Here is a 25,128-nt window from a genome sequence, read left to right on the forward strand (position 1 = left end):
TAAGATACCTGCCGTATGTGAAAGAAGATGCGAGACTCGTCGAACAGGGTGAACCGCTTCAGGATCAAGCCCCGAGGAACTTGTCCTATTCCTCCAGTTACTTTTATTTTAGTATTATAATAGTAAGTCATATTTCCTATTGGGGCACTTAAAGCTGATAGGAGCCGGGTGCTGGACGGAGAATCCATGCGTCAGTATCGAGTTCTGAATGGATAATACAGGCTCAGCGCACACTGATCTAGATGGGAGAGTTCGTCCGAATTGCTGGTATCGCTGTTCATTGAGTAGATAATGCGATACCCATAGCGACTCCAACCGCAATCCCGATCGCCAGCCCCAATCCAAGATTATCCATCCTAGTTCCGAGCGCAACCCCGATACCCGCCCCCGAGAGCAATGGCGATGACGATTGATTGCTGATCTTTCGTTGGAAGGCCCCTCTTCCCCAGTTCGGTTGATCACCGGAAACACTGTGAACGGAGTAGAGACACGTTCACCACGACGGGAGCGATTTACATCGCCACACTGGAAGACACGCACTATCTATTCAGCATGACTCCTGGAACCGGTTACCGATTGAGGGTTTCAACAAGGCCAAAAGAAACGGGATTATTCGGAGGAGAGGACTATGCTATCTGATTCCTGAACATGTGGACGAACGCTTTGGTGAATGCCCACTCGTTCGATGAGTTCACTCATGGCATTCAATATAGTGGTGAGATCGTGATCGAGTTCGTGGTCGCGATATTGGCCGCCGGAGAGGCCGTCGTTCCGCTGCGAGGAAAGAATGATACTGAGCTTTGCAAGGTCGGCAAGGAAATCGCGAACACGACGGCTTGTCCGGGCTTCAATGCCAGCGAACGTACAGAGCTGTTTGTACCGTTCGAAAACTGTCTGGGAACGGGCAGGTGTTTCTTCCTCCGCTTCGAGTGTGGTGAGAGCGTACAGGACGAGTTGTTGGTGGTCAGCCAGATCAGCGATGCCATCCATTAATTCTTCGCGCTCGAGTTCATCTCGAGCCTGATTTACGTGGTTTTCAGTAATAATGTCGGCGTTATCTGCTCGGGCGATGTCGCCAGCGCCGCGGAGTAAGTCGAGTGCCTTCCGGGCGTCACCGGCATCTTGGGCGCCATATGCTGCACAGAGAGGGACAACGTCGGTTTCGAGCGCGTCGTCGTGGAAGGCAACGTCAGCTCGTTGTTCTAAGACGCTGCGGAGTTCGGTGGCGTCATAGGGTGGGAATGAGATCGATTTCTCGCAGAGCGATGATCGCACTTTCGCCGATAAGTTTTCGCGGAACGCGAGATCATTACTGATGCCGATAATGCCGACTCTTGCGTCCGAGATGTTGCCGTTGCTTCGTGCGCGTGGAATTTGGTAGAGGATGCTATCGTTTTCGCCGATGTTGTCGACTTCGTCAAGCACGAGGAGTACAGTGCCGCCGAGATTGTCGAGTTCACGCCAGAGGAATTCGTAGATCTCATACTGGGGGTGGCCGGTTTTGCTGATTTGCTCTTCTGGTGATCGAATTCGATTCACGAGGTTGACCGCGACCTGGTAGCTGCTGTTCAAACCTTCACAGTTGAGCGAGATGATCGAGAGGTCGAGGTCGAACCGGTCGGCGTCATCTGCTAGTTGGTTCAGGAGATAACTCGTTACGGCGGTTTTCCCGACGCCAGTTTTGCCATAGAGAAAGATGTTGCTTGGTCGTTCGCCGTTGATGACTGGTTGGAGGGCTGTATGATACTGCGATATTTCTTCATCGCGCCCGACAATCGTGTTGGGCGTGTAGTCTTCTGATAGACTGTCGCGGTTTTTGTAGAGTGAATCGTCGGGTTCGAAGCTGATCTCGTTCATTGTTGTGACGTAGTGGCAGGGTTTCCGGTGCTATATTGGGGGCGGGGTTTCCAGTGCTATTGGTTAGTCCATCGTTTCCAGTGCTGAGATAATAGATGTTTTCATTCCGTCAGACACCACCGTTTCCAGTGCTCTACCCCACCACCATTTCCAGTGCTCGGGCAGTATAGGGTGGAAGAGAGAGTGGTGTTTCCAGTGCTATCCGAGGCTATAGGAAAGTAGAGCTGCTCTATACTGGATATAGATTTTCCGTGATTTCTGCTCGGTGGTCAACCCACACAGAGAGAGTGGTGTTTCCAGTGCTTTTCTCTATTTGAACTGGGACTCGAGATATCGAACTGTACGACGGAAAGGTTTAATAGTGAAGCTATTGTATTAGTCCGCACTACAACTATAGGTATAGTTTCCGTGGATTAGATAGTGTTAATAACTGGCTTCGAGCTTTATCGGTTGCCCTAGATTCGAAGCACTGGAAACGCCACTCTCTCTCCCCCTCTAGAGAAGATATTCACCTGAAAGCAGTTGACGAACTAACAACGCTGTCACAGTCCTTTCTAGCACAAGGCCGCATAACGACTACAGATTACTCGCAGAGGCAGTTGAAATGGTCCCGGGGATGATCGCGAAGGAACTCGTGCGCCTCGACAGCGAGTCCGAGCATAGCATTCGCCTGTTCGGCGGTCACCGCTCGGCCAGAATAGTATGACGCCGCCCGGTTTTCGTTGTAGAGCGCTTGAAAGTCCTCTTTCAGTGTTTCACTGATTGCACCAAGTTCGAATACGCGCTGGTAGGCGTACTCGTGGTCCATGAAGTCGCGGACAGCGTCGTTGCCCAGTGCAATCGCGTAGAACTCGAAGGAGCGCTCGATTGCACCGAACGTAAGCTCGACGACAGCTGTGTGGTAGCCGTTGTGGTTCTGGAGTGTCCGTGCAGCAGCTATCAGACGGCATGCTTTCCGGAGCTGGGCTTCGTCCTCAGATAGTTCGGCAAGTCCGTCTTCAGGGGTTCCGCCACGTTCGAAGGCCTGACTCGCCGTGGCAAGCGCATCGGCGACAGCATCCGGATCACTCGTCATCGACCATGTCCTCCATGATCGACTGGAATTTCGTGAATTCTTCAGTCTCTATGAGCGTGATGCCGGACACGACGATCTCTGCGATATCTTCTGTATGTGCCGGCACGGAGTCGGGAGACTCTACGACGATGTGGAAGTCGTACCGTTCGTCGTTGATTGGCTGTTCAGCGAGGTTGTTCTCTATTTGTGTTGCTCGCCGCTGATTACGACCGCGATGGTTTCGGATAAGAATCCAGAGGTCGATATCGCTTTGCCGATCTGCCTCACCGCGTGCGACACTTCCATAGACGACGATGCCGAGAATGTCATCGAGTTCATCCTGAAGGTCTTTAAGAGCGGTCTGTACGGGTCTGTGGAACTCCGACTGGGGGATACGGAGTAAGGGATCGTCGGGAACTGTTACCCGATCACGGTTGATTTGGACGAGTTTTTTGTTGCCTTCACGCTGGACTATGACGAGTCCGTTGGCTTCGAGAACATCAACTGCCTTCCCAACAGTTCGGTGCGTAACGCCAACGATCGACGCTAACGTTCGCAGCGTATACTCGTTGAAGGGGCGGTCGATTAAAAACTGTAGGAGTTCGTCCGTCGCCGTATGCCGGTATATATCCGGATCATTTGCTGGCACTGGCACCTTTATCGTCGCTATAGACGCCTCTCCTTCTGTCGTCGAAATCGACTCTTGGCTACTCTCACTACCCATAGATACCCTTAGTATCCACATACGTAAAAACTTTATATGCTATCTTGCCAAGACGCTAAATACTCGCACCGTATCCGCTCTTGTTTGATCAGTCTCAACCTGGTAGTTGTAGCACCTGTTTCTCCCTCAACTGACTCACTGAGGCTAGTACTGTATGCTAATCGCCACTGTTCGCCTCAACAAGCTGCTCGTGCCGAATCGTCTCGAGATCCGACGCCAACCGTTCCGTGTCACGCATTGCGAGCACGAGCATGTTGGGTGCAGCCGTGCAGGCTGGTTGATCACCGACGCGAAACCCGGCGTCTGCAGCGGGTGGAAGTTGGACTTGATAGCCGTTGCCGGCAATCTGAATCGAGGTGTCCATTGCCCGATGTACCGATGAGGTGTCGCGCGCGGCAGACGTCGCTAACTCTGCCATCTCATCGGCATCAACGCGATCAGTATCCGCGATGAGAAGGAGGTCGTCGAACGCGAATACACGGACGTCAGCACGCCGTTCTACGTCGCCATTTTCGGTCTCCTCCACAAGTCCGGCTGCTCTGGCCGGCTTCGTGACCTGGAGGGCGAGACCATTCCCGGACTCCTTAATCTGGTTCGCCATCAGATGTTAGTACAGTCTACTAACTAATGAAGCCTGGTCTCGCCTTCGTTCTGCAGCAATAGTGGACCACATGTCCGTGCTTGTGAAGTCATAGAGAATTTGTCCTGAGAAATCTCTTTCAGAGATTCCTTCCTCACACTTCGAAGTACCCTGAAACGAGGCGCTTGTCCATTCGTGGTCATAGGCAAGCGTGAACTCGTCTGTATAAAGAATATCATCTGCTGTTGTCATACTCTTTCGTCGATTGGAGACAGTGAAATGCCAGTTTGAGGTGGAGATCAGGAGTGTATTTAGCATTATGTTGCCGGTTCCCTCTGAGTGCGGGTTGGAACCTCGAAGGCTTCAACCGCCGAAATCCGGTGGCCGGATTCCACGTCGTTCACGGCGTGGAGGAGGTTAATTCCGCAATCAGCTCAAATCCATCTTTGAACGAGATTTGACCCTCGAATCCGTGAGCTTCGAGTACAGCCACGACACCGGTCCCTGCATCGACATCTGTCGTGAGAATACAGACAGCGGAGGCGCTCTCGCTGATTAAGAGTTGGGCTGCAACACCACCAAGTGCAGTATCCGCCTTCTCGATAGCGTCCTCAGAGCGATTTGAGTTACTTGCAATGAAGCTCCGAATATCGTCCATCACACTTGACACCGTCGCATTCGTGTAATCTAATTCATCAGCGACGGTCACCCAGCCGCTGTCGATAGCACTGTTGATCGGCGACTGGCCGGGTGTACTCCGTTCTGGCGCACCGCCAAGCTCCTCGTACACTCGCTGTGGAATCACGAACGTGATTCCATTCCGTTGGGCGAATCGCTCCAGCGCTGTATACTTGCTTCCCTGCTGGCGGCCACACGCGATGAAGACTCCTGAGTCAGCAACCCACACCGCATCCTCAGGGATCGACTGAGTCGTCTCCTCCATGGATTGAGCGGTTTCTACGCGTCCTCGGTGATCGGCTCGTCACGGGCATTCCGAATCTGGTCGAAGTAGGGATCATCCTCCTGCATGTCGAGGATTACCTCGCGGAGTGCCTGGAGGATTGCAATCCCGAACGCCGGTTGGAGACCGAGTTCGCGTGCTGCAACGCGTTCGGTCATGCCGCCCTCCACATACGGAATGGCGTACGTGAGTGCTGCCGCGAGTTTCCCGATGCCATGTTTCTCGATGAGGAGGTCGAGATCCTGATCCTGTGGCGACCGACCAATCACCTCGATGAGCGTCGGCGTGATAGTGTACGTGTCGCCATCGAGGTTGGCAGTGAGCGTGATCGGCGTGGCCGTATAGGTGTGAGTTTTCTCTGCTTCGTCGCGTTTGAGGACGCCGAGGTCGACAAGCGTTCCTGTATCTGAGTACGCGGTCGTCCGAGGCGTATCTGTGTTGGCGACAATATCGTCGATCGTCACTTCGCCGTTGCGGAGGATATACGTGTAGAGACGAGCGAGCCGTGGCTCTTCGAGGAGTTGTGCCACCGATAGAAAGCCGTTGATCGCACGTTCTGGGTCTCCCGTCGCCTTCGACATACAATACATGATTCGTGTAATGAGTAATAACGCTTCGGGAGTGACCGAGTTCCGAGAATGTACTTTCCGTCGTCACTGCAGTCGCCTTACTGCAGCTGTGTCCAAGGTTATTAGCGGTTAGTATAGTATACTAACCACCCGAGTTTTGCCCGTGCTTTCTCATCGCTAGCAGGTAGAGGGGATAGTTTCACTTTTGCTCTGGCTGGCTCACGTCTTTTACCATCGGATTCAAACAGTGGAATGCAGTCGCCGTGGCATACCAGACGACACTGCCGTAGCCAACCCAAGCTCAGCATGACATGTCGTCTGGTTCTGATTCCCTTGTCTTAGCGTATGATCCTCGTTCAAAAACTGACTGCGACCGAGGGTTTACCCGTTGGCTTCTCGCACATAGACATATACATGGTCTCGGATGGTGAACCGTCGTTATCACCACTCGCCCAAGACGCGCTTGATGCACTCATTTCTGCCGCGCCGCACGACGACAGTTTCAGCTACGACCATGCCTATACGATTCTCGCCGAAGCGGAAGATCTGAGTCACCCTGCCGCTGACGATATCCTCGAACGGCTGCTCATGCGGGGCTATCTCTATGAGGTTGAAGGCGAGCTTCGGCTCACCGAGCCGTAATCGGCAGACACTCGAATGACCATCAGATAGGGCTCTACGTTGCGACTGTACAGGCTGGCCGACCACTGACTCGAACAATGAAGAAAGCAGCGGAAATCCGGTGTGGACTATACTCAGCCGAATCTATTTCGTGGTCGATTGGGCATGGATTAATGATGGTCTCGACATCCGTCGACATTCCCGACGACGCCACCTACGAGGAAGCGATCGAAGTCGTCGAAGAACGACTCTACAACGGGACTCGCGTCACGGGCGAATGGATGGGCCTGAAGAAGGTCGCCCAGCTTCGCGATGAGGAGCGAGACAGAGCCATCGTCTCCGATGCATAATCTTCTCATGGAGACGTGATTGACGATCTGAAAGACCGCAACCCAGGCGTCCCATCACGGGCGTTCCCACCGCAAACTGAAGACCCGAAGAAGTGGACGGGAATCCGAGTATCCTGGGCGAAGAACACGGATTTCGATCCTGACGACTGGGACGACCGCGGCCAACTCATCACCAAACCAAAGTAGCGAATCCCGGAGAAACAATTGCGTTACAAACGCCGTGAACTGCCGGTTTGAGTTCGGTCAGATGCGGTTCGACGGACAAGACTCGACACGGCATGCGTCTGAGTCGTAGTCCACTACACCGAAATCAGCCATCTTCGGAAGATGAACGTGGTGGAGTGTTAATGAAACCTGGTTTACCTTCTCTTCGGTAACCGTATCTACGTCCTTTTCTCGGGCAGCGACAGCCGCCGCCAGGGCATCGAGTTCGATAGGGGCGGTCCGTTCCGCGAGAACATCGAGCGTCTCTCTCCGTCGGTCTGCCGAGAGTAATTGGAAGTACTCGCTGTCGGTTAACTGGTTCATAGTGGGATCCTCCCTTTCAGCCGGGGATGGCTGGTGTAGCCTTCAATTGAAGCCTGTTACGCATAATGTAGACGCCTACATTATTAGGTATCTAATAATACTTAGATAAAGAAAAATACATACTGCCCCTGCTTGTACCCACTATATTAGATCAAAACACGACTAATACCTTTTTGATAATAATTTGCCCTCCAACACCGGAGGATTGATACGGATAAACTGTGATAAACGGTGCAATGGCCAGAGACTCATTAACCAGGGCGCTTCGGGAAACACTCGCGCTCTTCGAGAAAGGCGGAGTTCCACAGACGACGACGGAGGTAGCGAACCGCCTTGACCTTGGCCGACGAAGCACGTACGAACGCTTGGCGCGTCTCGTCGATGAAGGTCGACTCAATACCAAGAAAGTCGGGGGGAATGGACGTGTGTGGTGGCGACCGCGCAAGGACCGCGACCGCACTAGTCCCGACGGAGAGGCAGCAGCCGAGACCCTGACCGACGACATGTCCGACCAGACATGGGAGAAGAGTACCCATCAGACGGACCGTGAGCAGTTCAAGTCCCTCGTCGACGCGGTCGAAGAGTATGCCATATTCATGCTCGACCCAGAGGGTCACGTCCAGACGTGGAATCCAGGGGCGAGACAAATCAAGGGTTACGACGGCGATGAGATTCTGGGCACGCATTTTTCGACATTCTACACAGACGAAGACCAGGCGGTAGGCATTCCGGCACACAATTTGGCAACCGCTGCTCGAGAAGGCTCGGTGGAAGACGAGGGGTGGCGCGTTCGCGCCGACGGGGCACGCTTCTGGGCGAATGTCACCATCACGGCGATCCGCGACGACGATGGCGACCTGGAGGGATTCGCGAAGGTCACACGTGACATGACGGACCGACGGGAGCACGAGCAGGAACTCCGCTATGAGCGGGACCGCCTCCAGGAGGTCTTGCAAACCGTTCCAGTCGGTATTGGACTCTTCTCGACCACTGGAGATATTATCCAGGCTAACGAGCGGGCCATTGAGATTCTGGGCATCGCTGAGGACGAAGTCGACGAATACAGGGCCGGAGAGCGCAACATATACGACGTCGACGACAATCTAGTACCTCCAGACGAGCGGCCGTATGCACAGGTACTGGAAACTGGTGAGCCAGTATTCAACTGGGAGTGTCAGATCGAATATCCGGACGGTAACCGCCGCTGGTTGTCGATGAATGCCGTACCGCTGGAAGGCCCAGAGGGCGAAATTGACCAGATTATCACCACCGTCAAGGATATTACCCCGCTTAAAGAGCAGGCCCACCGTCTGGAACGCCAGCGCGATGACCTCGAAAGCGAACTCGAGAACGTGTTCAATCGGATCTCTGATGGTTTCTACGGGCTTGACAGCGACCTTCGGTTCAGCTATCTCAACGACCACGCGGTAGAACTGCTGGACCTGTCCGAATCGGATGCGATAGGCAGCTACGTGGGAGACGAAATCGACCTGACAGACTCGTTCGAACGGTCACTCGTTGAGGCCGTCGAGGAGGGGCGGTCGGTCGTCTTTGAAGACTACTACGAGCCGTTTGACGCGTGGTTCGAGAACGCCATCTATCCCTCAGAATCCGGGGTGTCGGTGTATTTCCGGAACGTGACTGAGCGCAAACAGCGCGAACGTGAACTACGACAGTACGAGACCATCGTGGAGACGGTGAACGATGGCGTGTACGTCCTCGATGCCGAGGCCCAATTCATTCTGGTCAACGACGCGTTCTGCGAGCTGACGGGCTACGACCACAAGGCCCTGCTCGGGTCGTCGGCCGCGATGGTCGTCAATGAGGAGACGCAGGCGGCCGCCGGCCAACTCGAGGCGGAACTCATGGCCGGGGAGCGCGAGCGCGGGAGTCTGGAGGTGGACGTACAGACGGCCGATGGGGAGACGATACTGGCCGAGGCGACGTTCGCGATGCTTCCCGGCGAGGACCGCCGACATGTGGGCGTCGTCCGGGATATCAGCGAGCGCAAAGCGCACGAACGGGAACTCGAACGTCAGCGCAAGCAACTGGCCGCACTCAACAACCTCAACGATGTCGTCCGGGACATCAATGATATGGTCATTGACCAGTCCATTCGCGAGGAGATCGAGGCGGTCGTCTGTGAGCGCCTCGCAGACGTGGACTCCTACGAGTTCGCCTGGTTCGCCGAGGTGGACCTCCACGCACAGTCGATTATCCCACGCGTCGAGGCTGGCGTTGACGGCTATCTCGAGGAGATTACTCTCTCGATGGATGCGGACGATCCGGCAGGACGGGGACCTGTTGGCAGGGCCATTCGGACACAGGAAATACAAGTTGTCCAGGATGCATTGACAGATTCCAGCTTTGAGATCTGGCGCGAGTCCGCGAAGACGTACGGCTACCGGTCGTCGGCTGCGATTCCCGTCGTCTACGATGACACCCTCTACGGGGTGCTTGGGGTCTACGCAGATCGTCCGAAGGCGTTCAATGGCGAGGAGCGGGACGTAATCGCACAACTTGGAGAGATCGTTGGCCACGCCATCGCAGCTGTCGACCGCAAACAGGCTCTGATTAGCGACGAGGTTACCGCGCTCGAATTTGCTGCCTTCGACATTCTCGATACCATCGGCCTCGATTCAGATGTCGACGGGACGATCACGTTCGACAGGACGGTGCCGATCGGTGACGGGGACTTTCTTGAGTACGGGACCGTCGACGAGGACGCGATTGATACCTTGGAGGCACTCGTCGATCAGCTTTCTCACTTCGAGAAGATGACAATCGTCGACCGGGGGGCAGACACGGCCCAGTTCGAACTTCGGCTGTCGGAACCCCCAGTTGTGTCGGCCGTGGCGGCTCATGGTGGGTATCTGCAGCAGTCGAGGATCGAGGACGGCGACCTCTACATAGGAATCCACCTTCCCCCCACCGTTGCCGCCCGTCAAGTCATCGACAAAGTCAAGGACGCATACCCGACGGCCAACCTACTGAAACGTCGACAGATCACACGAAGCGACGACACGCTCACGCAGGTCCAGCGAGCAGTAACTGACGACCTGACCGACCGCCAACGGGCCACGCTTGAGGTGGCCGTGTATTCAGGTTTCTTCGAGTGGCCGCGTAAAGCGACTGGAAAGGAGCTCGCCGAATTACTCGGGATCGCGCCCCCGACGTTCTCTCAGCACCTCCGGAAAGCCGAACAGAAGGTGTTTAAATCGCTACTCTCGTCCGAGACTCCGGCGTAATCGCCTCAGGCCAAAGCGATGAATACGCTCCCTGTATGAGCACGACTGAGCCACCAATCACTGAGTAGGACTCCAGCGAAAGTATGGGAATTTTTGCGAACTACAATTAGTACTCCAAGGCTGGAGTGAGGCGTTCAACGTCATCATCGGTCAGATCACTTCCCCCGAGACCATAGCGTTCATCGAACATGGATTCGGCGAGCAGGCGCCCATATGCCGTTAGCTCCCCCTCTTCCCGATCTTCCTCAATAAGCGGGATCTCGTCCCAGACCGTTCCCGGGCGGTCGTCCGGATTCTTCTGGCCCGCCATATCGGCAACTGTTTCGGTGATACCGGACTGATGCTCTGTTCTCGTGCATTCAACCGCTATCTCCGCCGAAGATGGACCCTCTTCTGGCAAATTGGCTTAAAGATAGCAACTGGTTTGGGGTGCCTGCCCGGGTTTTAATATCTCGATCTTAATCAGAAAAATAATACGCAAAACAGTCTCTAAACTAGTCGGGGCTTTCCTAGGAAGTAAACAGTTCCATGGAAGCGCTACTAGGTATATTACATTGCTTACCCAAAATTATTTACCTATGAGTAGTATTGTACCACATAGCGAGGGTACCCGAACAAATTACGTACGACTGACCACCGCCATCAACGGTCCGCCGCCCTCGCTGCCTCTCTGTCGGGGTCGACATCGACGACGTCACTGTCTCCATCTCGCAGGCTCACAACGATATTTAGGTCCGAGTCATCGACACCCTCGAATGACACCGCTTGCCGTTCACACAAACAACTCTGACTGGACCCTTACTTTGTGATTCTGTCCAGCGACACGTCGCTGCAGCAGTCACTCATCCGTGCCCGTCGAGGTACTCTAAGTACATATCGCTGAGACTGCGTTTTATTGGCGACCGCTGACGCTACGGGCACTGAGGTGAACTCCGGTGGCGTAGCGTCTTCGATCAGTCGTTGTTAGTGATGACGGCAACGACTGCGTCGTCGATCCGGTTGATGAGATCGGTCTTCACATCCGCCGACAGATCCTCGACCGCTTCGAGCGCATTGTGCAGACGAGCGTGCACCGCGTCGAATGCAGTCACACTCTCATCGGCATGGTCGATCTCGTCGTCGCCCCGGCCGAGTTCAGTGGCGTACGTGCGGCCAGGCTCACAGTGGCGAGTTTGTGGTGTGTCGAGAGTGGACGTCAACTGTTGGTGTGTTGGGAGTTCCATCTGAAACCGCTGTATGATCTATCGTCACGGTAGTTCGTCAGTCACTTTGACGAGGTCGTCTTCAGTTTGCCATCGATATAGCCGGCCTTCTCGGTCAAACAGGTCAAAGACGCCATCTTGCATCCAACCGAACGGATGCTCTTCGTTCACGTACTCTCGCTTGAGGACGTAACTCTTCGAGAAGTATTCAGTTGTGCCAACGAGTAAGCCCTGTTCTACAAGAAAATCGCTTGGCTCCTTCTCAGCAACACCAACGAGATACGAGACAATATCGGCAATTAGACAGAACTTCTGAATACTGTTATCCCATTCACCTCGAATATCGACCATTCGGAACGCATAGGCGTCTGCTTGCCGGTTTAGACGGTCAACTACGAGATTCAGTCGACGAATTGGCTCCCGGTCGTAGTTTCCAAGGACGAAATACGACCGATCGTTTTCGTAGATCGGTGTGAGTTCGCTCAGCGAATACAATATCTCCTCGTTGTCTGCTAATGAGATCTCCTCTTGATCAAGGGTGTCAGTGGCACTTGTGAGGATCTCCTCGGGAACAGGCGACTCCTCATCGGACATGTTCGCTGGTTCTCACAGACTTAGGATATAGTTTACCAAGTGAATTACCAAGTCAACAATCGCTGTAGTTTACTCTACAGTAGTTTACTCTAGGGTAAACTACTTCACGCATCACAACGTAGGTAGTCGTATGAGCACTGACCTGGGGACTGCTGACGAAACGAAAACCCGCGAACTCGTCCACTTCGTCACCCAACAGACGCGATTCGCGCTCATCAACAATATCCTCCAGCACCCCAAGCAACTGCCCTCGATGTACGAACTCGAGCAGCTCAATCCAAGCGTGAGTGACGCCACCGTCTACAAGCATATTCAGAAGCTGATCGACGCCGGCATTGTGATGGAGGTTGCTCTCTCCACCGACGACCGTCGACAAGGCTACCCCTGGAAATTCTACGGACTCACCGACGATGGTCGCGACTTCCTCGGGGAACATAATCTTCTCGCAGCCGAAGAGACGCTGCAGCGAATCTACGACACAATCTCCGATAAACCCGACAAGATGATCAAATACGAAAACGCTCCTCGTCCTCAACCAAAGTAACCCGCTTCGACGTCACGATTGCTGATACAGTTCGATCGCTCGTTCTCTCACCTCTTTAAGCTGGACCCACGCCAGCGATATTTATCCACCGGTGGTGAGAGTGATATCACAACCCCGGGTGTTCTCGTCGTCTCAGTGACGCCGACAACACTTCCGTGGCGGGGGTGTAACGTACCGGTGACCACGGTCGTTTGCAGTACCACCGGTCGAAATCTTGCGTTTATTTTACTATATATATAAATTTAATATAAATATCCATACGAGAAATCTTTATACGGCTCGTGAAGTTAGATGTCCGTACGACATCCATTGGAGTGACGGACGACTACAGGGAGTCCGGAACGGCACGGCACCGCCGCTCTGCGTGCTGATTCTTGTTCTACGTCTTGGGCAGATGACGACACGATTCAGACGAATGCATCCACGGCCCTCAGGCGGATTGCCTCGTCATACCCGGACGCGGCCGAGCCAATTGTCAGCGACCTCGCCGACCTCCTCGATGCCGAACGTGTCCGGAACAATGCTGTCGGCCTCCTAGCGGATATCGCCCAACAACATTCGACTGCCGTAATCGACTCCGCCGACGCTCTCGCGGAACGGCTTGACGACCCCCACACCCAAGCTCGTATCAACGCCTCGATTGCCCTCCTCCGCGCCGGAGAAGCCGATCCGGAGGCTGTCCGGACATAACACGACCAGTTGGAGGCTTCGCTGGACGACGCTAGTCCCGAGGTGCGGGCGAATGCCTGTGCGCTCATCGCGAATTCTGAGGCACCGGTTTCGACGCAAACGACTCCGAGATCTCCGGACGAATGACCCAGATGAAACGGTCAGAGAACGAGCAGCGTGGGCGATCCAGCGGGTATCGTGATGGGCACAACTGGGTTACGCCACCTTGTAAAGCAAGTCGATAGATACAACGGATGTATGTTGCAACAGGTGAAATCGATACTTTGAGGTAGCGTTTCTGTTCAACTTCCGTTAACCGACCAATGACGAATCATCGAACGAAAACTGGGGTGTGGGACGAGTGGGTCTCACAGACTGTCCTCGCGGACATCGATGCAGTTGACACTCCGGACCCAGTCCAAATGATCGACGATTCCGGTGCAGAGCTCGAGATGACTGATGCATATGACTCGTACCGATTGGGGCGGGGCAGTGGCGATTACCTGTATTTGTTGTATCTCCTCGACGATCCCGTCGAGAAGTCGTCTGATATCATTCCAGTCTATATCGGAGAAACGAGTCGTATTGCAAGCCGACTCATGGACCATTTCAGGAAAGTACGCGATGCTCTTCCGATCTCAGACTGGGAAGACGATGGATCGTGGGGGAGTTACGGGAAGTACGATCACATCGCGACGGTATACGATCGAGCGGATTCACCGCTTTATGCATGGGTGGTTGACGTCGACGAGATCGACACTGGCCCGTACGGGTATCCCACTTATCGACAAGAGCTCGAGGCGAAGACCGTCGGCCTCGTCCATTCGAATCCGCAATTCAATCGGGTTTTTGCGAACCGAGATTTCGTTCCGAACAGGGTCCCACACGAGATGGGGCAAGTGGGGCTCGAATGGGTCGATCTGGAGAACGATAAACCGAACGAAGAAGCGAAGATAGCTGCTGACAAAGTAGGTCACGACCTGAGCGGCAAAAGTAAAGCAGATCTCTGGTACGACTGGGTTGAACAAACGATTTATCGGGAGATTCACGACTCCAGTGAGGCGGACCCGATCCCGCTTTTCGAAACAGACGGAAATCTCGTCGTTGAACTCACGGATCTAGGTTCGTCTACGGTACTTAAGCGGAGTGACGCAATCGATACTCGTATCCGCCAAGAAGGGAAGCGCTGTGTCCACAGAAATGGTGTGAAAGACGGACCCAATGGATTGCTGTACGTCATGTACCAACTTGCATCCGACGATCCGTCACCAGAGGACATCATCCCTCGATATATCGGCAAATCAGAGGCATACGGGAAAAAGAACGAACTAAGTGCAAACTTCGAGGAAATCGCAAAGGATCGAACTGGAACACGGAGTTTCGCTCGATGGGGTGATGGAAGCTGCTGGCACGTCGGGGAGCTATCAGAGACAGTGTTTGGTGAAGATTCGAAGAAACTCAGCTGGGCTAGCGAGCTGTTCGAACAGGGGACACACCAGCTCAAAGAACAAACGTATCTGTGGATACGTGCATGGGACCTGCAAAAATACCCCGACCCATACTGTTATTCAGCATATTTAGCTGAAGTGGAAGCGCTGTTGATTGGATTGGTCTACGAAACGCACCCCCATCACCTCCTCAATCATAACGAAGTCCCAGGTGAGGCGCCTGCTAACAAGGAGGAGTTCCGATTTCGACCTGCATCTAATTGACACCCTCCCCGTCCTGACGGGCGAGGATTCTCCGAAGAAGAGTCCAAGGTCCCGTGTTTCCTCGGCCCGAAAGTCTCCTTTCATAAGGAGCCGTCAATGGTACCCACCCAATTGTGACCGTGGGCGTGGATTCCAGCGGATGAAGCCCTGTCACTGGAGTTTTCTTCCCGTGACTCCTTATGTTACGTCTGAACGTTTAATATACTTGTATCCCTGGTACGGAGCGTGTCCTAGTTACTGGTATTGACTGGTAGACCGATTTTACATACTACATTTGATATCCACGAGATGGAAATTCTCGGATTAGGGTCCGGACTTCCGGATATCACTCGATTCCTATGGAGAAGGCCCTCGATTGCGAACTTCAGTTGATGCATCCGAAATCACAGGGCGGTTCAGATAAGAGTTTGAAGGAGTGAGGCGATGGGATTCAAGCTGACATCTTTGTGTCTGGCCGTAAAGGGCCTGAAGCGGAGGATTCGTTCGTCTTGGGATCACGTACCTGCTCGCAAAGTTGATTGGCGGCCCTTCGTCAAGAGCGAGAATGCGAGCAAGGTGATTACTATCGGTGCGGCCTTCATCACCACTCAGGGCCCGCGTACGTCTTCCAGGTGATGCTCGAGGGTCTCCGGGGCAGCGGCAGCACGCATGCCGTGATGCTCCTCTCCATCCAAGAACTGTACCTCTACTCCGCTCTGATCACGTTCGTCCTCATCATGTAGTAGGCGAGGAAAATGCGAAAGGTGTACCACCGGACCGGTGAATGACGCTTGAAGAGGTGCTTGACAGCAAGGACCAACTCAATCGGTTAGGGTGACGTAGGATAAACAGATTACACTTCCTCCGTGTTGACGGTGCTGTTCTGCCCTTCATTGCACGTATCAAGCATTTATTCGCCGGGTTTCACAAGCCGGGATAACTAATACTTATAATAGAATTACCAAGCGACCTTTCCAAAAATACTTCTACACTTCTCTCAGTAATATCCTAGCAAATGGACGAACGCCGGTTACCAACGGAGGACGAGATAAAAGAGGAGTTGAAACGGCATGCAGCGGACCAAGGATTAGTCTCGGAGGAACTCGTCGAGGAGCTCTACGATAAGGAAAAGGAGTACTCGACGATGGAGCGACGGCAAGGTATTACCCGAGCCGTCCGACAGCTAATCGAGTCCCACGTAGATACCGATGAAATTTGAACGCATCCACATCCGGAACTTCAAGCCGTTCTACCAGACGGAGTCGTTGGAATTCGATCCTGACAGCGATAAGCCCCTGACCCTGGTGTGTGCGAAAAACGATGTGGGGAAAACCGCAGTCTTGGAGGCTATCAGGTTCTGTCTCTACGGATTTGAGTCGAATGATCCCAAGGACATGCGCGACCAGTGCATTAACCGGAAAGCAGTTGTCCAAGGGTCAGGACAGACATCTATTTCTCTCGAGGTCCACCACGACGGCCAGTCCTACAGGATAATCCGCGGCCATTATTTCGACGAAGTATCGGCACCCGAAGACCGGACAGCGGAAAACCCGTATATGAAGATCGTTGTCGCTCCGGGGACTGAGGACGGATATATTTATATCGACACCGAGGAGGACGACGAAATAGACGACGCTGAAGATTTTGTTTCAGACTTACTCCCCAAAGACACCGTCCAGTTCTTCATGTTTGACGGGGATCGCATCGAGGAATTTGCTAAGAAGCTGGAAGGCTCAGACCCAGGGATAAGGGATGCTATCGAACAGATCTTAGGGATCCGAGAAATTCAATACGCCATCCAAGACATGGACAACATTGCTATCTCACATTATAGAGACCTCTACAACGATGCGTCATCCGAAGCCGAGGTCTACAGAGAAACAAAAGAAAAACGAGAAGAGGTGGCGGGGAAAATCAATTCTTTAGAAGTCCGGATGGAGGAGATTGACCAAGATATCCGGGAAACAGAGGAAGAGCACTCATCTATCAGCCAGGATCTCGCAGAGGCCGGAAACAAAGAGGAGAAATACAAGCGATTGACGAAGTCAAAGGTCCAGCTCAAAGGACTCGACGAGGTTCCGAACGCTGAGGAAGTGTTGGACGGTTCGACAATTGAAGAGTTAGATGATTGTGTTCTCGATCAGATCACAGAGGTCCGGGTTCAGCAGCAAAAACTCTACTCGAAATTTGGTCCAGCCGCTGCCGTTGTTGCGGCTAAGTCTATTGAGAGCGATATCCCCGATCAGTATACATTGGTTCCTGACACGATCAAGAAAACAATTATGGAGAGGTCTGATGAGTGCCATGTATGCGGTCAATCGATTGAAATAGCCGCGACGAATGGTGGAGTGTGTGATCATTGTGGACGACCACATGTAACGAGAGAAGACCTGAAGGACAGATTAGAGGAGATGAGACAGGATGCAACAGATGATGCTCTGATTCTTTCGGATATTGTTGATGAAGTCCAGGATCTGGAGGACGAATATGAACTGTCACAGCAAGCGTTGGAGCAGAGATTTGTTCAATTGGGGGAACACTACTCCGATCTTGAGAAGCAACGTGAAAAATTAGAAAACAAGATTGCCCGTTTAGAAAACGAGTTGGAGAAGGCGATGGATCAAACGAAACGAGAAGCCCTGAAAGAGCACCGGGATCAGTTGAAAAACCGGATTGATCGTCTCCGGGAAGAGAAGGGTGAAAAACGGGTGGAGATCCAAAATGCGCGCGAAAGATTGAGAGAGTTGGATGATAGGCTGGATGATATAGAGGGAGCTACGGATAGGGAGAAGCGTTACAAGCAGTTGATGAACGCCTCAGAACAGACGAAGACCGTTTTCGAACTGGCGAAGGATCATATCGTTGATGATCAACGAAAAATGGTGGAAGACGAGGCGTCCAATCTTTTCATGGATATGACGAACAAACCCGGTGTCTATGATGGTCTTGATATTGACCAGGATTATCAGCTAAGGCTCAAGGTAGGTGAGGATATTCGGGACCTGTCCGAACAGGACCCTAGCCAGGGTGCCCGTCAGATCATAGCCTACGCATTTAACGCTGGTGTAGCCCGGTCTGCGAGCTGGAAAGCTCCTTTCGTAATCGATACTCCGACCGGCCGGTTGGACGACGAGCACAAGACGAATCTGTTTGATAATCTCTCGAATTTCGGCGATCAGATAGTTGTACTCTACCAGCCCCGAGAGATGAACAAAGGTGACATCCAAGACTTCGAGGACGACGGGATCATACAGAACCACTATGAGATAAGGAAAGGAGACGATCCAGAGGTATCTGAGATCTGTCCGTTGCCGGAAAACCAGTCCGTGTGTGGTGATTCCTCGTGAATGGATCCAGATCAATCAAGACGAAGCGAGAGACCATCTACAGATTGCTCGTTAAGAATATGTCTGATCCAACAGATCAGGAACCGGACCACGACGTCTACCCGTTTGAGTCCGGTTTCGAATTCTTCACAGCAGGATTGGTAGTCGGCTATATTGAGGGTGAGAAATTCGACGGTGAGTACGACGGTGAAGGCGATTATTACGAAGTAACGCGTTTGACTCCTGTTGCAGGGAATAATCCAGAGCACGAAGCGTGTATCAATTTGATTGAGAAGCTTATCGAGTTGGAACATAAAGCACGTGAAACCGAGGTAGAAGAGGGCGACTCGGAAGACGATGCTTCAGAAGATACCGAGGAGGAAGAAAAATCAGAGAAACCCGTTGTTACCTGGGACGATATAGTTGCCTATGCGGACAAAGGAGTCGTCATACTCTATGGAGAATGGAATGATAAAGGCAAGTTCGATCTCCCACAGTACTTCTCATCGATAGAAACCGTGGTAGCAGATCGGTTAGAAGAGTTCGAGGATGACCTGACTCAGCCACCTACGACGGGGAGAGATAGATCGGTGTCATTTTGAGTCTGGGCCAAATACTGGGTTCTCGTCCAGCTGAGATTTCACAACCAAGTCTTTGATTTCGTCCTCATCCGAAGGTAGACCCTCTTTTGCCTCCACGGCTGCACGAATCGTATCCAGAATCCAGCCGCCGGATCCCGGGGAGACGTGGATTTTCTCGATAAGATCTTCGAGCATAATGTCGACGTCGTATCCCTTCCGACTAGTGTCAGTATCGTCTAGAAGGTATTTGCTTTCTCCCTCGATATCTATTCGTATATCTAAGGCGTCCTTATCGTCCGGATCGTCAGTGTAGGACGGTGTTTGGATGATCGCTCTTACTTCTTCTTCGAAGTCGAAGCTCTGTCGCTTGTAGAGGAATGGGGCAAATGTGTTCGATTTGTCACGGGTGAGGAAGAATTTAGGATTGAGTTCTTCCACATCGACATCATTGATATCCTCGTTCTCGTCTCGATTCTCTTCCTTGAAGATGGTATATTCGACCTCCGCTAAGTGGATATCCGGGTCAGCTGGCAGCAGCGCTCGTTTCAGCTGTCCAACGTTCGTCTCGATCGCGACAGATCCATCCTGATCCCCGTAGTATGCCCACATCGCTGCTGACTCGGTGGTTTTGTGGTGCCAGCAGCTGAGATACGTATTTTTCCGGAGAATACCGACCAGTCTTTTGTGCTCGTCTAGCCCGTCTTCCGAGAATTCGCCTGCTTCGGCAGCTTCTTCATACTCCTCCTTCATCGCGTCTTTCACGGCCTCAGGGACTGTTCCTTCGAAATTGTCGGTGAAATCGGCTGCTTCGTGAAAATGGAGGTTGTCAGTCATCAGGAGGTTCATGAACTTGGCGAAGCTCATGTACCGCCATAACTTCCAATCCTCACAGACATCCTCAAGATGTTCTGAATCGACAGTGCCCATTGTAGAAGTGGTTGACGTCCCACATTATAGGTTCCTAGGCATCGGCTGGATCTATGGGATATACCTAAGTACTACGAGTAGATACTCCTGAAAATGAAATTCATATTAGCATCTTTGAGGGATGAAGGACAAGATCAGACGTCATTAGTAATGCGAAACACGAACCTGCTCGTTCTGTTCTACATTCTCGCCAAATTTATAATTATTCTACAATATAGGCCAACTAACGAATATTATATTATTAAGGGTTAGCGTAAGATATGTTGTATGGATTCATTTACTCAAGAACGTGTGACGGTTGATTCGTGGTGTGAGGCCCAGGAAGAGTTATTTCTTGATTCTTGGCGTGATGATATTAATCGATTCCGGCCACCGTTTGCATACCGCGGGATTTCCAGGGAATATGATTCGTTGCCGACCTCGCTGATTCGGCTTGGGCGAAAACAAGAGACAGAGCGTTTTGAAACGAGTCATGGAGCTGATGTTGAAGCAGATATCTTGCGGAATTTTATAAAATACGCTAAGAAGGAATCGCTGTCCTCACGGTCAGAGTGGCACCAACTCTCTGTGGCCCAGCACTACGGGTTGCCAACCCGGATTCTTGATTGGACGTTTTCACCACTCGTTGCTCTTCATTTCGCAACTAGTGGTTTATCACATCTGGACGAACCAGGAGAGATCTGGGTCGTCAATATTGATGCTGTCCATGAAAAGCTTCCTGATGAGCTAGCTGACCTGATGGGTGGTCATGTATTCACCATTGACGAGTTGAATGATGTCGCCGACTCACTCAGCGACTTTGATGACTTATTCAACGAGAAAGGTATTAAAGAATCACCAATTTTCTTTGAGCCACCCTCACTTGATGGCCGTATCGTGAATCAATTCGCGTTATTTTCTATTTTTCCTGATTCGGAGCAGTATTTCGACGATTGGTTGGATAAACATCCAAATCTTTACAAAAAGGTAATTATTCAACCAAATGCCAAGATGGAAATACGAGATAAATTAGACGCATCAAATATTACTGAACGTGTATTATTCCCCGGCTTAGATGGGCTTGCGAATTGGCTAACACGATACTATACCCCGATTACTGAAAACGAAACCCGAAACCCGGACTAGTTTACTTATATTGCTAATAAGAATATAGGCACGCAAATTGTAGTATACTTATTTTGTTCTGCTAGGTGTTTTATACGTTCTTGACGGGTAGACGGTGGTAACTAACAAGGGTAGGACCATGAAACTCTCAGATATGAACCCTGGCGACGAACTCAGCGACTTGGAACTCCCACCTGTAGTCGAGACCTCAGAAACGGACTTTATCCACGACTTTTACAACCCGATTTTCTCGCGCGCTATCGAATACAAACGCGGCGTCGGCTATTTCACCAGCGGCTGGCTCAAAAACGCTGCCCGAGACATCGCCGGACTCGCCTCCAACGGTGGGCGAGCGAAATGGATTATCAGTCCGATATTAGAGGAAGACGACTGGGAAGCTTTCCAGAAGGGCGAAGAAGCAAAACAAAACGAGGTGATGTACGAATCCCTCGAACGCAGTATCGAAGAACTAGAACAAGGACCAGAAGACACCCTGAACACCGTCGCCTGGATGATTGCCGACGGACTTCTCGAAATTAAATTCGCTATCCCAGACGGCCGCTACCTCCAGGGCGACTTCCACGACAAATGGGGAATCGTCATCGGTATCGCAGGTGGAAAACTGGCGTTCCACGGCTCTCAGAACGACAGCCAGAAAGGATTTTACAACTACGAATCCTACAAAGTCTTCTGCGATTGGGAATGCGAACGAGACGAATCTTCCACGCGACCTAGCAATTGAGGAGGAAAAGCGGGACCGTTACAAGGAACTGACGGACGAGGACAGCAACTCGCCGTTTGCTGGCCTCCAAATGAGCAAACTATTCATGTTTGCTCTGGGAGTCGGCTATGATCAAGGACTGCAGAAGTCGCTCGACTCTCGTTCCGGTAGCATACCGTGGAGCGCTCTCACAAGTAATGAACAGTGGGTGATCAAGTCAGTCGCAGTTAAGCAGGCCGAGGACCCGAATATTCTGAAGGACGGGTCGCAGGCCGCTTATATCGCCCAAGAGTACGCTAATGGCGGCTTTGAGTACATCGACAACAATGTCATAAAGGGGCTGAACAACACTCTGTCTACTCTCCGGACGGAAGTGGTTACCATGCACAATAGGCAGGCACCGGAGGAGCAACAGGTCGGAGGCGACGACGACTAACCGCTAAAAGTTTAGTTTTCGGAGCCGGGTCACATTTTAGATCACTTGGTCGGTGGTGTATTCGATTTCTTCTTTGGTGTTGGCTTTCCCGAATCCGAAGCGGATGGCGCTATGCCAGATATCATCGTCGTCAGAAATGGATTGAAGGCGTGAGGTGCTACGATCTTTCCGGTAGTATCGGCAGTAGACTAACATCGCAATTTCGGGCTGGAGGTTCTTCAGAGGAGTCTTGTTCTCTACTCTGATGGGACTGATGTTTGTGTTATTTGAAACCTCTCTTCAGGCCGTCCAACTTGACGCCGTCCAGTTCGTGGTTCAGCTGAATAGGTCCAACAGTTGATGACAAAAACCAAGAGGAGACGAGAGCCACAGCAACAGTTAGGTGTGTGGTTCTCCCTACACATTAGTAAGAAATGTCCGAGGAGCATCCAGATACAGAAGCAAGCGACTCACGGGTATCACCGGGATTGCTCTCCGAGGTTCCGCTTAAACTCGAATACGAGACTGGTGATGACCTTGTTTCGGAATTCTATATTCCATGCCTCTCGCGAGCTACTCGATATGACCGCGCTGCAGGCTACTTCACAAGTGGATCACTCTCACTCGCGGCCCGTGGGATTCAGGATTTTATCCAAAATGAAGGGTCAATGCGGCTCATTTGCAGCTACGAGTTTGATGAGCGAGATCTCAAGGTGCTACGGGACTGTACAACTCCGGAGGAAGCGGAGGAGGTAGTAGAAGCAGCACTTCTCGAAGAGCTCTCCTCGACGGAGTTCGCCTCCGAGTTAGCGGAAGACCGATTCAAATGTCTGGCTTGGATGTTGGAGCAGGGCTACTTGGAGATTCGGATCGCCTATATGCCCGATACGGACACTGGCGATGCGTCTATTTATCATGAGAAGCTCGGAATCTTCGAAGACGGAGAAAAGAACCGCATCGCGTTCTCAGGGTCTATCAACGAGACCGCCAAGGGGTGGCAGGGGAACTTCGAGTCGTTTGATGTCTTCCGGAGTTGGGGATCAGAGGAACAAGAGCAACGTGTCGAACTAAAAGAGGGCCGATTCGAGCGACTCTGGACGGACAAGCACCCTAACGTTATTGTCCGTGCCCTCCCCGAGGCGGTAGAAATTGGTCTCTGTGACCGGAGTCCGGGGACGAAAGATGGCTTACCGGACCTTCCAGTTTTTCAAGACCCGGAATTCGAGTATTCCCAGCAGGGAGATACTAACCCAACAACAGCCAAAAAGGACGAGATTACGCTCTGGAAGCATCAGAGACAGGCCATCCAATGGTGGAAGGATCACGACTTCAGAGGAATTCTTGCGATGGCAACAGGGACTGGAAAGACTTGGACAGCACTGCGAGCAGCTCGTCTTGGGGCTGATACGCGTCTAACGGTCATCGTTGTTCCGAAGAAGGTACTCCTCAATCAGTGGCGCGAAGATCTCCAGACTGTTTTCCCTGAAGATACACAAATCCTCGAGTGTAGTGGGCGTACAGACTGGAAACGAGAGATATCGATGGTGGTTGATCCATACCGGGCGGCCCCGGAACAGAAGCTCCGGAAGCGACCACCGACCGTACTCTTGACGACCCCACATACTGGAGGTTCCAAAGCATTCCGAATGGCAGTCCAGGGTATCGACTCACACAGGCTTCAGCTGATCGCCGATGAGGTGCATAACTACGGTGCCCCCACGTTCCAGCGAATCTTCGAGATTGATGCCGGCCGGCGAATCGGCCTGTCGGCAACGCCCGAGCGTCAGTGGGATCAAGAAGGGACCGAGACCATTTTCCGGTACTTTGGCGGTCATGATCCATTCGAGTTCAAAACTGTTGACGCGATCGAAAATGGGTATCTGAGTGAGTATGAGTATCACCCAGTCATCTGTGATCTAGCTCCCGATGAGTATGAGGACTATGCAGAACTCAGCACGAAAATTGAGCAGTTGAGCGCCCAACTCCAGTCCAGCACTAGCCAGTCAGCGTCGGCATTGGATCGCTTCGAGCGTCTGCTCCGTGATCGCGCTAAAATCAAGAAACGCGCCCGAGCGAAGCCGGAGCGGTTCGGCCAGCTGCTTGATGAGGGTGTTCCCACGCCTGCGATCATCTTCTGCGAGGATACGGTACAACTCGAGGCGATCGAAAAGGAACTTGATAAGCGGTATCCGGATTCCTACGGTGTCTACGTCTCGGCTCGGGAAAACGAACAAGGGCAAGCGCTATACGATTTCAGAGAGGGCCATTGCCAGTATCTTTTAGCGATTAACTGTCTAGATGAGGGACTTGACGTGCCGGATGCGAAATCCGCGGTCATCATTTCGAGCGATGCCAATAAGCGGCAATTCATCCAACGGCGTGGCCGAGTCTTGCGGTTGAGTGACCAAAAGGAACATGCGGTGATATATGACCTACTGGTGCTTCCAGGGGTTAGTGCCGAGTATGGGAGTGATCGGTCGTTTAACCTAATTAAGCAGGAGCTCCGGCGGGCTAAGATACTGATGGCGCACGCAACAAACAAAAACCAGGCAGAACGGCAGCTCGGTGAGGCCTTAGAAAGCTATGGTGAAATGTTTCCGGCACTAGCGTACGTCGATTTCGATGACGAAGCCGTAAATTGATTAACCTTCGCTTGAATTGGAGAGTAATGTATGAGCAACGAAATTGATCAGGAGATTGCGGACACAATTAGGGAGAAAGCTGATGAATTTGATCTTCCACCGGAACTTCTGCTGAATATCTATGCAGCTGAACAGCGAGTGGTGAATATGGAGCGGCGATCGCGGATTTACAAACGGGTTCACGAACTTCTCGAAGAGCATATTGAGGCGGTCAAGTGAG

The 25,128-nt window shown here is 52.3% G+C and carries 26 protein-coding genes; 13 read left to right on the forward strand and 13 right to left on the reverse strand.

What is annotated here, in order from left to right; translation table 11 throughout:
- Nucleotides 1-277: 277 nt before the first annotated feature.
- The 8 genes from ACRYA2_RS26670 to ACRYA2_RS17870 form a co-directional block, all read right to left on the reverse strand.
- Entirely contained in the window at nucleotides 278-397 is a 120-nt protein-coding gene (locus tag ACRYA2_RS26670; RefSeq protein WP_472850132.1) for a glycine zipper domain-containing protein, read from the reverse strand.
- A gap of 212 nt (nucleotides 398-609) precedes the next feature.
- A complete protein-coding gene (locus ACRYA2_RS17840; protein ID WP_433631127.1) occupies nucleotides 610-1,857 on the reverse strand; it encodes an orc1/cdc6 family replication initiation protein in 1,248 nt (415 codons plus the stop codon).
- A gap of 583 nt (nucleotides 1,858-2,440) precedes the next feature.
- Entirely contained in the window at nucleotides 2,441-2,932 is a 492-nt protein-coding gene (locus tag ACRYA2_RS17845; protein WP_433631129.1) for a DUF8154 family protein, read from the reverse strand.
- The gene (locus tag ACRYA2_RS17850; RefSeq protein ID WP_433631131.1) at nucleotides 2,922-3,635 is read right to left on the reverse strand and encodes a nucleotidyltransferase domain-containing protein; all 714 of its coding nucleotides are present in this window, start codon (nucleotides 3,633-3,635) and stop codon (nucleotides 2,922-2,924) included. Before ACRYA2_RS17850 ends, ACRYA2_RS17845 begins: the two co-directional genes overlap by 11 nt.
- A gap of 157 nt (nucleotides 3,636-3,792) precedes the next feature.
- Nucleotides 3,793-4,236, reverse strand: a complete 444-nt coding sequence (locus tag ACRYA2_RS17855) for a hypothetical protein (protein WP_433631134.1) — start codon at nucleotides 4,234-4,236, stop codon at nucleotides 3,793-3,795.
- A 6-nt stretch (nucleotides 4,237-4,242) separates the two neighbouring features.
- The gene (locus tag ACRYA2_RS17860; RefSeq protein WP_433631136.1) at nucleotides 4,243-4,467 is read right to left on the reverse strand and encodes a hypothetical protein; all 225 of its coding nucleotides are present in this window, start codon (nucleotides 4,465-4,467) and stop codon (nucleotides 4,243-4,245) included.
- A gap of 148 nt (nucleotides 4,468-4,615) precedes the next feature.
- Nucleotides 4,616-5,158 (reverse strand): PIN domain-containing protein, encoded by a 543-nt coding sequence (locus ACRYA2_RS17865; RefSeq protein WP_433631139.1) that lies wholly within the window; start codon nucleotides 5,156-5,158, stop codon nucleotides 4,616-4,618.
- 14 nt (nucleotides 5,159-5,172) lie between these two features.
- A complete protein-coding gene (locus tag ACRYA2_RS17870) occupies nucleotides 5,173-5,757 on the reverse strand; it encodes a DUF7437 domain-containing protein (RefSeq protein ID WP_433631141.1) in 585 nt (194 codons plus the stop codon).
- 402 nt (nucleotides 5,758-6,159) lie between these two features.
- On the opposite strand from ACRYA2_RS17870, the gene ACRYA2_RS17875 reads away from it, so the two are divergent.
- On the forward strand, nucleotides 6,160-6,387 hold the full coding sequence (locus tag ACRYA2_RS17875; protein WP_433631144.1) for a hypothetical protein: 228 nt from the start codon (nucleotides 6,160-6,162) through the stop codon (nucleotides 6,385-6,387).
- Nucleotides 6,388-6,542: 155 nt separating this feature from the next.
- On the forward strand, nucleotides 6,543-6,716 hold the full coding sequence (locus tag ACRYA2_RS17880) for a hypothetical protein (RefSeq protein ID WP_433631147.1): 174 nt from the start codon (nucleotides 6,543-6,545) through the stop codon (nucleotides 6,714-6,716).
- A 243-nt stretch (nucleotides 6,717-6,959) separates the two neighbouring features.
- Here the strand turns inward: ACRYA2_RS17880 and ACRYA2_RS17885 are convergent, their stop codons facing one another.
- Nucleotides 6,960-7,244: a DUF7344 domain-containing protein gene (locus ACRYA2_RS17885; protein ID WP_433631150.1), complete on the reverse strand. Its 285-nt coding sequence runs from the start codon at nucleotides 7,242-7,244 to the stop codon at nucleotides 6,960-6,962.
- A 236-nt stretch (nucleotides 7,245-7,480) separates the two neighbouring features.
- Between ACRYA2_RS17885 and ACRYA2_RS17890 the strand changes: the two genes are divergently transcribed.
- The gene (locus ACRYA2_RS17890) at nucleotides 7,481-10,492 is read left to right on the forward strand and encodes a PAS domain S-box protein (RefSeq protein WP_433631152.1); all 3,012 of its coding nucleotides are present in this window, start codon (nucleotides 7,481-7,483) and stop codon (nucleotides 10,490-10,492) included.
- Nucleotides 10,493-10,598: 106 nt separating this feature from the next.
- Here the strand turns inward: ACRYA2_RS17890 and ACRYA2_RS17895 are convergent, their stop codons facing one another.
- From ACRYA2_RS17895 to ACRYA2_RS17905, 3 genes are all read right to left on the reverse strand, one after another.
- A complete protein-coding gene (locus ACRYA2_RS17895; RefSeq protein WP_433631154.1) occupies nucleotides 10,599-10,802 on the reverse strand; it encodes a hypothetical protein in 204 nt (67 codons plus the stop codon).
- A 643-nt stretch (nucleotides 10,803-11,445) separates the two neighbouring features.
- Nucleotides 11,446-11,715, reverse strand: coding sequence for a hypothetical protein (locus ACRYA2_RS17900; RefSeq protein ID WP_433631157.1), 270 nt, complete (start codon nucleotides 11,713-11,715; stop codon nucleotides 11,446-11,448).
- 24 nt (nucleotides 11,716-11,739) lie between these two features.
- Nucleotides 11,740-12,288: a DUF8170 family protein gene (locus ACRYA2_RS17905; protein WP_433631160.1), complete on the reverse strand. Its 549-nt coding sequence runs from the start codon at nucleotides 12,286-12,288 to the stop codon at nucleotides 11,740-11,742.
- A gap of 130 nt (nucleotides 12,289-12,418) precedes the next feature.
- On the opposite strand from ACRYA2_RS17905, the gene ACRYA2_RS17910 reads away from it, so the two are divergent.
- From ACRYA2_RS17910 to ACRYA2_RS17930, 5 genes are all read left to right on the forward strand, one after another.
- Complete coding sequence (locus ACRYA2_RS17910; RefSeq protein WP_433631163.1) at nucleotides 12,419-12,832, forward strand: PadR family transcriptional regulator; 414 nt, start codon at nucleotides 12,419-12,421, stop codon at nucleotides 12,830-12,832.
- A gap of 1,019 nt (nucleotides 12,833-13,851) precedes the next feature.
- A complete protein-coding gene (locus tag ACRYA2_RS17915; RefSeq protein WP_433631164.1) occupies nucleotides 13,852-15,213 on the forward strand; it encodes a GIY-YIG nuclease family protein in 1,362 nt (453 codons plus the stop codon).
- Between the two features lie 994 nt (nucleotides 15,214-16,207).
- A complete protein-coding gene (locus ACRYA2_RS17920) occupies nucleotides 16,208-16,411 on the forward strand; it encodes a DNA modification system-associated small protein (RefSeq protein ID WP_433631166.1) in 204 nt (67 codons plus the stop codon).
- Entirely contained in the window at nucleotides 16,401-18,539 is a 2,139-nt protein-coding gene (locus ACRYA2_RS17925; RefSeq protein ID WP_433631169.1) for an AAA family ATPase, read from the forward strand. The genes ACRYA2_RS17920 and ACRYA2_RS17925 overlap by 11 nt, the downstream gene beginning before the upstream one ends.
- Nucleotides 18,536-19,120, forward strand: coding sequence for a hypothetical protein (locus ACRYA2_RS17930; protein WP_433631171.1), 585 nt, complete (start codon nucleotides 18,536-18,538; stop codon nucleotides 19,118-19,120). The genes ACRYA2_RS17925 and ACRYA2_RS17930 overlap by 4 nt, the downstream gene beginning before the upstream one ends.
- On the opposite strand, the gene ACRYA2_RS17935 is transcribed toward ACRYA2_RS17930, so the two are convergent.
- Nucleotides 19,112-20,026 carry a DUF2971 domain-containing protein gene (locus ACRYA2_RS17935; RefSeq protein WP_433631174.1) on the reverse strand — a complete coding sequence of 305 codons (915 nt, stop codon included), beginning with the start codon at nucleotides 20,024-20,026 and terminating at the stop codon, nucleotides 19,112-19,114. The two genes, ACRYA2_RS17930 and ACRYA2_RS17935, sit on opposite strands and share 9 nt — an antisense overlap.
- Before the next feature lie 267 nt (nucleotides 20,027-20,293).
- On the opposite strand from ACRYA2_RS17935, the gene ACRYA2_RS17940 reads away from it, so the two are divergent.
- The 5 genes from ACRYA2_RS17940 to ACRYA2_RS17960 all read left to right on the forward strand — a co-directional run bounded on the left by ACRYA2_RS17940 (nucleotide 20,294) and on the right by ACRYA2_RS17960 (nucleotide 25,127).
- Entirely contained in the window at nucleotides 20,294-21,151 is an 858-nt protein-coding gene (locus tag ACRYA2_RS17940) for an FRG domain-containing protein (protein ID WP_433631177.1), read from the forward strand.
- A 133-nt stretch (nucleotides 21,152-21,284) separates the two neighbouring features.
- The gene (locus ACRYA2_RS17945) at nucleotides 21,285-21,872 is read left to right on the forward strand and encodes a phospholipase D-like domain-containing protein (protein ID WP_433631179.1); all 588 of its coding nucleotides are present in this window, start codon (nucleotides 21,285-21,287) and stop codon (nucleotides 21,870-21,872) included.
- A 70-nt stretch (nucleotides 21,873-21,942) separates the two neighbouring features.
- A complete protein-coding gene (locus tag ACRYA2_RS17950) occupies nucleotides 21,943-22,287 on the forward strand; it encodes a hypothetical protein (RefSeq protein WP_433631182.1) in 345 nt (114 codons plus the stop codon).
- A gap of 413 nt (nucleotides 22,288-22,700) precedes the next feature.
- On the forward strand, nucleotides 22,701-24,908 hold the full coding sequence (locus ACRYA2_RS17955; RefSeq protein ID WP_433631184.1) for a DEAD/DEAH box helicase family protein: 2,208 nt from the start codon (nucleotides 22,701-22,703) through the stop codon (nucleotides 24,906-24,908).
- A 30-nt stretch (nucleotides 24,909-24,938) separates the two neighbouring features.
- On the forward strand, nucleotides 24,939-25,127 hold the full coding sequence (locus ACRYA2_RS17960; RefSeq protein WP_433631187.1) for a DNA modification system-associated small protein: 189 nt from the start codon (nucleotides 24,939-24,941) through the stop codon (nucleotides 25,125-25,127).
- The last annotated feature ends 1 nt before the right edge of the window (nucleotide 25,128 follow it).

Source organism: Halomicrococcus pelagicus (genome assembly GCF_050954125.1).